The sequence below is a fragment of the Campylobacter troglodytis genome (assembly GCF_006864425.1).
GTDB lineage: Bacteria > Campylobacterota > Campylobacteria > Campylobacterales > Campylobacteraceae > Campylobacter_D > Campylobacter_D troglodytis.
The window spans coordinates 18,626-27,753 of sequence record NZ_QHLI01000038.1 but is presented as its reverse complement, the minus strand read 5'-3'; the positions used below and the strand labels follow the sequence as shown (position 1 = coordinate 27,753).

8 protein-coding genes and 5 tRNA genes are annotated in these 9,128 nt (G+C 39.7%); 8 read left to right on the top strand and 5 right to left on the bottom strand.

Features of this window, described 5'->3' with window-relative positions:
- Positions 1 to 250: 250 nt before the first annotated feature.
- Positions 251 to 2,518 (bottom strand): 5-methyltetrahydropteroyltriglutamate--homocysteine S-methyltransferase, encoded by a 2,268-nt coding sequence (gene metE / locus DMC01_RS08535; protein ID WP_142693810.1) that lies wholly within the window; start codon positions 2,516 to 2,518, stop codon positions 251 to 253.
- Positions 2,519 to 2,687: 169 nt separating this feature from the next.
- On the opposite strand from metE, the gene DMC01_RS08530 reads away from it, so the two are divergent.
- Both DMC01_RS08530 and DMC01_RS08525 read left to right on the top strand, forming a co-directional pair.
- Complete coding sequence (locus tag DMC01_RS08530) at positions 2,688 to 2,882, top strand: hypothetical protein (protein ID WP_142693809.1); 195 nt, start codon at positions 2,688 to 2,690, stop codon at positions 2,880 to 2,882.
- Complete coding sequence (locus DMC01_RS08525; protein WP_142693808.1) at positions 2,855 to 3,115, top strand: hypothetical protein; 261 nt, start codon at positions 2,855 to 2,857, stop codon at positions 3,113 to 3,115. The genes DMC01_RS08530 and DMC01_RS08525 overlap by 28 nt, the downstream gene beginning before the upstream one ends.
- Positions 3,116 to 3,279: 164 nt before the next feature.
- On the opposite strand, the gene DMC01_RS08520 is transcribed toward DMC01_RS08525, so the two are convergent.
- The 4 genes from DMC01_RS08520 to DMC01_RS13555 form a co-directional block, all read right to left on the bottom strand.
- Positions 3,280 to 4,302 carry an LLM class flavin-dependent oxidoreductase gene (locus tag DMC01_RS08520; protein WP_142693807.1) on the bottom strand — a complete coding sequence of 341 codons (1,023 nt, stop codon included), beginning with the start codon at positions 4,300 to 4,302 and terminating at the stop codon, positions 3,280 to 3,282.
- Positions 4,299 to 5,270 carry an ATP-grasp domain-containing protein gene (locus tag DMC01_RS08515; protein WP_142693806.1) on the bottom strand — a complete coding sequence of 324 codons (972 nt, stop codon included), beginning with the start codon at positions 5,268 to 5,270 and terminating at the stop codon, positions 4,299 to 4,301. The genes DMC01_RS08520 and DMC01_RS08515 overlap by 4 nt, the downstream gene beginning before the upstream one ends.
- On the bottom strand, positions 5,260 to 6,687 hold the full coding sequence (locus DMC01_RS08510; RefSeq protein WP_142693805.1) for an LLM class flavin-dependent oxidoreductase: 1,428 nt from the start codon (positions 6,685 to 6,687) through the stop codon (positions 5,260 to 5,262). The genes DMC01_RS08515 and DMC01_RS08510 overlap by 11 nt, the downstream gene beginning before the upstream one ends.
- A 287-nt stretch (positions 6,688 to 6,974) precedes the next feature.
- The gene (locus DMC01_RS13555; protein WP_185908832.1) at positions 6,975 to 7,142 is read right to left on the bottom strand and encodes a hypothetical protein; all 168 of its coding nucleotides are present in this window, start codon (positions 7,140 to 7,142) and stop codon (positions 6,975 to 6,977) included.
- Positions 7,143 to 7,295: 153 nt separating this feature from the next.
- On the opposite strand from DMC01_RS13555, the gene DMC01_RS08505 reads away from it, so the two are divergent.
- From DMC01_RS08505 to DMC01_RS13550, 6 genes are all read left to right on the top strand, one after another.
- A tRNA-Lys gene (locus tag DMC01_RS08505) sits at positions 7,296 to 7,371 on the top strand.
- A 7-nt stretch (positions 7,372 to 7,378) separates the two neighbouring features.
- Positions 7,379 to 7,454: transfer RNA gene (locus tag DMC01_RS08500), tRNA-Glu, on the top strand.
- A gap of 47 nt (positions 7,455 to 7,501) precedes the next feature.
- Positions 7,502 to 7,577, top strand: a tRNA-Val gene (locus tag DMC01_RS08495).
- A 408-nt stretch (positions 7,578 to 7,985) separates the two neighbouring features.
- Positions 7,986 to 8,062, top strand: a tRNA-Asp gene (locus DMC01_RS08490).
- Positions 8,063 to 8,452: 390 nt separating this feature from the next.
- Positions 8,453 to 8,528: transfer RNA gene (locus tag DMC01_RS08485), tRNA-Lys, on the top strand.
- A 408-nt stretch (positions 8,529 to 8,936) separates the two neighbouring features.
- On the top strand, positions 8,937 to 9,098 hold the full coding sequence (locus DMC01_RS13550) for a hypothetical protein (RefSeq protein WP_185908831.1): 162 nt from the start codon (positions 8,937 to 8,939) through the stop codon (positions 9,096 to 9,098).
- The last annotated feature ends 30 nt before the right edge of the window (positions 9,099 to 9,128 follow it).

The window sequence follows — 9,128 nt, the reverse complement described above, 5'->3', positions numbered from 1 at the left end:
AGGAAATAGAAATTTTATGCTTCATTTAAAAGAAACCGAATTTAGATCTAATGCCAAAATTAAGCAACAAGATTTGTATAAAATCTTGCTAAAAATGATGAGAAATCAAGCGAATAAGTTAAATTGAGCCTAAAATTTATAAGCCAAAATCCTCTTAAAGTCTTAAGCCAAAAACATTTATCTACAAAGTTTTCTTGTGAATTTTAAGCCAAAAGCAAAATTCACAAGTAAAAACATAATTTCAAAGATCTTATAAGCCTTCTCTTACTGTTTTTGTGGCTTCTACCATATTTTTCAGGCTTTCTATCACCTCTTTATAGCCTCTGGTTTTTAGCCCACAATCAGGATTTATCCAAATTTGCTCCTTTGGAAGTTTGGCTAAAATTTTACTCATAGTGCTTTCAAGCTCACTCACACTTGGCACGCGGGGGCTGTGTATGTCATAAACGCCAGGTCCAACTTCGGTTTGAAAATTTGCCTCTTTTAGCGCATCAAGTAGCTTTAAGTTTGATCTGCTTGCCTCAAAGCTAATCACATCAGCATCCATAGCGTCAATTTCCTTGATAATGTCGTTAAATTCGCTATAACACATATGCGTGTGAATTTGAGTATCTGCACGAACCCCACTATGAACGAGATTAAAAGCAGGTATCGCCCAGCTTAGATACTCGCTGTGCCAATCGCTTTTTCGCAAGGGCAGTTTCTCACGCAAAGCTGCCTCGTCAATTTGCACGATTTTAATGCCTGCTTTTTCTAAATCAAGCACCTCATCTCTTATGGCAAGGGCTATTTGCATAGTGCTTTCTTTTAGGCTTATGTCCTCGCGTGGAAAGCTCCAATTGAGTATAGTTACAGGACCTGTGAGCATTCCCTTGACGATTTTATCGCTTTGTTTCTGGGCAAATTCACTCCAAGCCACAGTTATAGGCTTAAAGCGAGCTACATCTCCCCACACCACAGGGGGCTTAACGCACCTTGTGCCGTAGCTTTGCACCCAACCATTTTGAGTAAATAAAAAGCCCTCCAAGCTCTCGCCAAAATACTCAACCATATCATTTCGCTCAAACTCCCCGTGTACCAGCACATCAAGCCCGATTTCTTCTTGCAATTTTATGCACTCTTTAATCTTGCCTTGATTAAATTTAGTATATTGAGTGCTTGAAATTTTGGCTTGTTTGAAAGCAAGGCGGTTGCTTCTAACATCTGGAGTTTGTGGGAACGAGCCTATGGTGGTAGTTGGCAAAAGTGGTAAATTCAAGGCTTTCTTTTGAATTTGCTCCCTTTCTTTGAATTTTGGCAAGCGGACAAAATCACTATCCTTAAGCCCTGCTATCCTTTCTTTAACAGCCTTGTTGTCTTTGTCTGTGGGCTTTTTAAAGAGGGCGACATTTGCCTTGTAAAGTGAATTTTCCTTGTAGTTTGAGCTTGAAGCGATTTCTTTAAGCTCTTTTAATTCTTGTAATTTTTCCTCAGCAAAGGCAAAATGCTCTAAATACCGCACCTCAAGCCTTTGCTCGTTTTTGATGGTGTAGGGGCTATGAAGTAGTGAGCAACTCGTATTTAGCACCACATTGTTGGCAAAATTTTGAATTTCACTGAGTAAATTTAGGGTTTTTTCGTAATTATTTTTGTAGATATTCTTGCCATTTACAAGCCCAGCAAATAAGAGCTTATCAGTAGGATAGCCCCTTTTAATGAGCTTTAAACTTTCCTTGCCCTCAATAAAATCAAGCCCAAGAGCGTCAAAATTTAGACTACACAGAGTATCATAAATATCCCTTACATCGCCAAAATAGCTTTGAACTAGCACTTTAAGATTTGCCTTTTTAGCAAGAAGTGCGGTGTAAAAGTCCTTAAACAAGGCAAGGTCTGTGGCTTTTAAATCATAAACCAAATAAGGCTCATCAAGCTGAACCCACTTAACGCCCTTTTTGTTAAGCTCATCAAACAAGGCTTCATAGGCAGTTAATAATCTTTCTTTTGCCTTGTTTTTGGTATTTTCGTCAGCAAAATTGATTAGCTTAAAAAAGGTAAAAATGCCTGTGATGACTACCTTTGGCTCAATTCCCAAAGCCCTTGCCTCCTCATACTCGCTTAAAATTTTGCTTGAATTTAAGCTAATAAGCTCTGCGTTGTCGCATTCAGGCACGAGATAGTGGTAATTTGTGTTAAACCACTTTTTCATCGCAAGGGCTGTGGTGTCGCCCTTTTCGCCCTGATAGCCCCTTGCCATAGCAAAATACTCATCAAGTGGGTCTAAATTCAAAGCCTTGTAGCGACTTGCTACTACATTAAAGGTGGCTGCTGTGTCTAAGACATTATCATAAAATGAAAAGTCGTTGCAAGAGATAAAGTCTATTCCAGCTTCTTTTTGAGCTAGCCAGTGCGTCTTTCGCAGCCCCTTTGCCACGGCAAAAAGCTCATCTTTTGAGCTTTCTTTCTTAAAATACTTCTCAATGGCGAATTTAAGCTCCCTTAAAGCGCCTATTCTTGGGTATGCAATGACTGAGTTTTGCATATTTATCCTTTCTTTTGTGAATTTTTATATTATTTTAAAAGGCTTTTTAAGTTTCTTTGCCATCAAAGGCACAGAATGCAGCTATATTTTAAAAACACCTTTCAAAAAATAAAATTATAGCATTAAAGATTTATAAAAGATTAAGCTTCTTTTAAATTTAGGCTTTTTTGTGAAAAAACTTGAATTTATGGCAAAATGCCTTGACTCTGTGAATTTTAGCCCTTGCTGTGCTAGTGCATTTTTGCTAGGCAAAAACCGCTACGCCCCAACCGTCAAGCTGACTTTGCCCTTTCACAATGATTGCCCATTCCCAACCACTCCGCAAGGGAGGGGGCTTTGCCTGCGGCTCAAAATGACAAGGTAGAAGTGGATTGCCACGCCAAGCCTAACGGCTTGTCTCGCAATGACGATTTGACAACCCACCCCCACTCAACGGATTGCGAGTGTAGCGAAACAAAAACCCCATCCGCACGGCAGAGGGCTTTGAAAGGAAAGCCCTCCGCAAAGGAGTGCAGAATACGGATTACTGACAACGGATTACGGAAATTCACGCTAAAGCGTGAATTTGGATTTTACTTCGTACTACGCGTCTGCTAACACATTTTTGCTACGCAAAATACCCACCCCCAACCCCCTCCGCAAGGGAGGGGGCTTTTAAAGTGGGGCAAACCCAGCAAGATATAGCTTAAAAAAATTCAGCTCTTTTAAATTCACAACAATAAATTCAACATTTTAAATAGCCTTAAACCCCCAACGCCAACTCATTTTAAAAGCGGAAAAAGCTTTGTGGCTATGTTTCTTAGCTCCTCTTTCATATTCGCACATTGAATGATGATAAGATTTAGCCCAGCTTCTTCATACTCTTTAATCTTGGCTGCTATTTGAGAGGGCGTGCCTATTAGCCTTGGGCGAAGCCCTCTGTTTGAGACGCTATATTCTTCCTTGCTAACATCCACATCCAAATTTGAATTGCCCGTGAAGTCCTCGTAAGAGTTTCTATAAGCACTCTCATCCTTGATGGTGGTGATTTTCTCAAATTCCTTCCACGCCTCTTCCTCTGTGTCTCTTAAAATCACATAAGCAGCCATTCCAAAGCCCTTAAATTCGCCTAGCCCAGCCTTTTTCTTTCTTGCTTTCATATCATTTATCTTTTCTTTTATCTCCCGGGCTGTGCCTCCGTGCATCAGATAAAAGTCGGCAAACTCAGTTATAGCAGCTCTTCCCTTGTCGCTTTCTCCACCTGCGTAGATGTAGGGAAGCTTGCTAGGCTTTGGCTCGTTGTAAGAATCCTTAAATTCAAAGAATCTTCCCTTGTGAGAAAAGGGTGCCTCGCTCCAAAAGCCCTTCAAAACAGCTGCATACTCGCTTAAAAGCTCATATCTTTCATCGTGGGCGTCAAAATTTATGCCAAACTGCCTTGCTTCTTCTTCCCACCAAGCAGAAACTAAATTTATGCTAAAGCGGTAGTTTGACATTTGAGCTAAAGTGCTTAGCTCCTTGGCGGTTAGGGCTATTTGATGATACTGTGGTCTTAAAGCCGCTAGAATTTCAATCTTTTTCGTGCAAGCTGCAAGTCCGGTCGCAATAGCCCAGGCATCAAGACAAGGTGCCTTGTGTCCTTTTATGTCATTTAGGTAAAGCTCAGGCACCAAGGTCAAAACATAGCCTAAATTTTCAGCCTCCACAGCCAACTCCTTGATGTAATCCCACGAGCATTTCGTGGTATCATCATCGACATTTCTTAGCCAACTGCCAAAAACAGGGCTCCAATATGCAAAATTCATACTCTCTCCTTCTTAAATTCAGTATGCAAAAACTCAACAACCCTATCAGCAGCACCTTGCAAGCCCTTTGCTCTAAGTCCGTCTTCTAAGGCTTTATTATAATTTGTATTCGTATTTATGTCATAAACTACAAGCTCATTTTCTACACTTTCAATAAATTCAACCCCTGCTATTTCAATCTTCTTATGTTTTAAAAAGGCTTCAAGCTCTTTTACAAAGGGAAATTCAGCATTTATATCTTCTCTAACTGTGAATTTAGCCCCTATATCGCAAGCTGCTGCTGCAAGTTGTGGCTTTCTTTCAAGCTCGCAAGCCTCAGCGGGACAAAGCTCAAAGCCCCCATCGCTGGTATCAACACGTACAGCGTAATGAAATTTCCCACCTATAAATTCAAGCCTTGTTATAAAGGGTGCTTGGCTTTTTACATACTCTTGTGCTAGATAAATCCCGTCAATGCTCTCCTCAAAGCCATCAAGCTCAGCTTTAAATTCATCAAAGCTCTCATAAAGCTTGACCCCAAGCCCCTTGCCTCCTTGATTGTGCTTGATTATAAAGGGTGCTTGCAAACTCTTTGCAAGCTCTAATAAATCAGCCTTGCCAAAGGCTACTAGGGTTTTGGGTGTGCGAAAGCCTGCTTTATTGAGTGCAAGATACTGTGCCACCTTGCTTACCTCAAGCTCTAAGACGCACAAAGGATTTACTATGCGTCTGTTAAAGCTTTGTAGCCAAGCAAAGATAGCCCTTGCATACTCTTTTGCAAAAGGGTGTGCCCTTGTGTGTGAGGATGCACTCATCCTACTCCAAAAGACCCCCTTTGGGGGTTCTTTGTCTAAATTTATGCCGCCCTTGCTTAAATCAAGCTCGAAAAATTCAACTCCAGCCCTCTCAAAAGCCTCTTTAAATGGCGGTATCCATTCTTCATTCTCGTGCATTATGTAAATTCCATTTTGCAAGTCGTTATACAGCATATTCTCCTCCTTGTCTTGCCTTGCTGTCGTTTATGGTTGATTTAGCCCCACCTACTCTAAACTGTGAGCCTATATGCTCGTTATTTAGCCTGTCTCCCTTGCCAAAGAGCTTGTGTCTTAGTGAGCCTTTGACATATTCTGTCTTATAAACCCCCCTTCTTTGAAGCTCTGGCACTATAAACTCAACTACATCCTCTAAGCTAGCTGGGGTTGTGGCATAGGCTAGATTAAAGCCATCCGCACCGCTATATTCAATGGCTTCTTGCAAATGATCGGCTACCTTTTGAGGGCTACCTACGATTTTAGGACCTTGGCAGCCTATGCCTGTGAGTTTGATTAAATCCCTTAGAGTCCAAGTCTTGCCCTCAGGGGTCTTAGAATTACTCAAAGCCTCAACCTGAGCCACTATGGCATTGCTTTTAATTGAATTTAAAGGGTCATCAAGCTTGAATTTACTCAAATCCACCCCAAGCCAACCTGAATTTATCACCAAGGCCCCCTCAGTGCTAGCATAGCTTAATAAATCCTTATACTTAGCCTGAGCCAAAGCCTCGTTTTCATCTGTAACTATGGTGGCTAAAAGATATATTTTAGCACTATCTGGCTTTCTTCCAGCTTTAATTATAGCCTCTCTAACCTGCTGCACGGCAGTTTTTGCATACTCCTTTGTGGGAGGTGCTATGAAGATAGCCTCTGCGTGAGTGGCTGCAAACTGCCTGCCACGAGGTGAATTTCCAGCCTGAAATAGCACGGGCGTTCTTTGAATGCTAGGCTCGCACAGGTGAATGCCACCTACATCGAAGTATTTGCCCTTGTGTCCTATGTGATGAATTTTACTAGGATCAGCAAAATCACCTGTTTTTTTGTCTAAAATCACAGCCCCATCTTCCCAGCTACCCTCCAAAAGCTTGTAGATGACCTCCATATACTCATCGGCTAGCTCGTATCTTTCATCGTGGGGAAGCTCGACAGTGCCCATATTTAAATTTGCACTTGGAAGATAGCCTGTAACAATATTCCACCCAACTCGTCCCTTTGTTAGATGATCTATGGTGCTAAGCCTTCTAGCAAAGGGGTAAGGATGCTCAAAAGGAACGCCGGCTGTAATGCCAAAGCCCACATTTTGAGTAACGCTAGCACCTGCTACGGCTAGTGATAATGGGTCATTTACAGGAACTTGCAAGGCTGTCCTTAAAGCACCCAAATCATTTCCCCCATATAAATCATAAATTCCTAGCACATCGGCTATGAAAACAGCGTCAAAAAGCCCTTTTTCAGCGATTTTAGCAACATCTTGCCAATACTCAAGGCTCTTATACTCCAAAGCCCTATCCTTTGGATAACGCCAAAGTCCCGGGCTTAAATGCGAGATGCAATTCATCTCAAAGGCATTGAAAGAAATTTGTTTTTTACTCATTTTTTGTCCTTAAATTCATAAAGCAAAGACTATTAAGTCTTTGCTTGAAATTTTGCCCCCAAACTATGCAAAAGCTATTTATCTTTATTTAATAAGCCTTGCATTTTTGCCAAACAAGCTTTGATCTTTTTAAGGTTTTATTAATTTTATCCTCTTTGTAGACCATAGATCCTTGTATCTTGGCTTGATAAAATTTGACATTCTTTAACAGCTTGACAAAAGAAGTTAAAAGGGGTCCTAAAATTGAAGGTTTTACTCTAAATTTATGAGTTATCAAAAAGAAAATACTAGCACACAAGCGTGTGCATCATCATTGAGGTGTTGTTTGAAAGGATTTGTGTGGAAATTTTGTTTGCAGTGGGCTTTGAATTTACAGACACAGTTGCAAAATTTGCAAAAATGCTTGACAAGTCTTTTGAATTTAAAACTTGCAAATTTAAATGCTTTAAACTCATCTTTGTCCTTTCCTTGAAATTAAAGTTGATATTTTAATTAATTTAAACTTAAAAAATACTTAAATTCACAGAGCTTGAATTTAAAAGCTAAATTTTGCCTTTAAGCTTGACAAAGTGGCTTTTATTATAGTATAATCCTACTTTTGTTATTTCGTCTCGCTAGCTCAGCCGGTAGAGCATCTCCCTTTTAAGGAGGGGGCCGTTGGTTCGAATCCAACGCGGGACACCAAGGGTTTGACCCTTTCGTCTAGCGGCTCAGGACACCATTCTCTCTGTTTGGAAACAGAGGTTCAAATCCTCTAGGGGTCGCCATTTAGCGAGACGAAGGGCAAGATAAACTTAAATCAGCCCAAAAGCAAGGTCGCTTAGCTCAGTTGGTAGAGCGCCACCCTTACAAGGTGGATGTCATAAGTTCGAGTCTTATAGCGACCACCATTTAGATTACGGAAAACGGATTACAGAGGACGAAAGTTCAAGGTGCTTTTTGTTTTGCAAAAAGCGAATTTTTGTGCTTTGTTTTAAGCAAAATGCTTTTTAAACTGCTTTAAAATGTGGCAAAAGTGTTTTTAACTGTGCTAAAAGTCTTTTTGTGAATTTTTGTGGCGAAATAGCTTTTTGCAAGGCTTTAAATCTCTACAAGCTTGGTAAATAAAATTACACAAGCTTTGAAATGTTTTTAAGCATAGTGAAGTAACTTTTTCAAGATTTAAATCTTTGTAGCCTTTATAAAATAGCTTTTTTGCAAGATTTAAAATGTTTGTAAGCACATTAAAATAGCTTTTTGCAAAACAAAAAGCACTTTGAACTTCCGTCCTTTGTAATCCGTAATCTGTGTTCTGGTACGCAGCGGTAGTTCAGCTGGTTAGAATGCCGCCCTGTCACGGCGGAGGTCGCGGGTTCGAGCCCCGTCCGCTGCGCCACAAGGCTTTTTATTTAAGGTCCTTTAGCTTAAAAAGCTTTGTAAATGATTTTTTAAAAACATTGCTTTGTTTCATAACTTTGTCAGTTTTTCAAAAGCATATTTAAGAGTGCTTTGAGTTGTTTTAAAAAGCAAGAAGTTTGTAAGAATTTGAAAACATTTAGCTTGATAAATTGCTTGTAAAATATTTTTGAAATAAACTAGGCTTTATCTAAGAAACTTTGTTTTAAAATGCTTAGCACAAAGATTAATGTGGCAAAGATTTTTACAAAAGAGCTTTGATTAAAATCAACTTAGTTTTAAACAAAGCTTTTTAAAAAGCTTTGTTTAAAGATACCTTTTAAGATAAATTCAACAAAGCTTAAATTTTTCACAAAAGCCTTTAGAAACTGTCTCGTTAGCTCAGCTGGTAGAGCATCTGACTCTTAATCAGGCGGTCGTTGGTTCGATCCCAACACGGGACACCATTTTAACTCACACAGTGAGCTTTTACACCCTCGCAAAAAATTTTAAGCCCTCTTACACATTAAAAAACACCTTTAATTTTTGGCTCAATTAAACTTGAAACAAAGAATTTTTAAGCTAAGTCCTATGAAAAACAAAGATCCGTTCTCAGATTGTCGCAAAAGAAATTTAGAGAAATTTTGCGTTATTTTTTACTTCGCCTTGTAGGACCCTCACTTTGCAAGAATTGATTTAAAGGCGAAAAAACGCTCTACTTTGTCAAATTCCTCATCAAAGTTTGTGTAAAATTTTCAAAGATCTTCGCATTTTAACCCTTAAAGAATGTGAAAAAGTCTCTAAAATAAGTACTGATCTTGAAGTTAATGAGGGTTATTTTTTACAACGCTAGGCTCGTAACTGCGGAGTAGAAGGTGCAAAAAGGATGCGTGGCAAGCGTGGATGTGGGACTGGCAAAAATGCCTATGTTTTCATTTCGTGCTCTTGCAACTGTAAACAAAAGGCTTGTTAAAGCGAAATCGCACGAGTTTATACGCTCAAGCATTGCTCCGCCAAAGAGTTCTTGTCTATTATAAGGGACTTTGCAAAGCTTAACAAATGCGAGA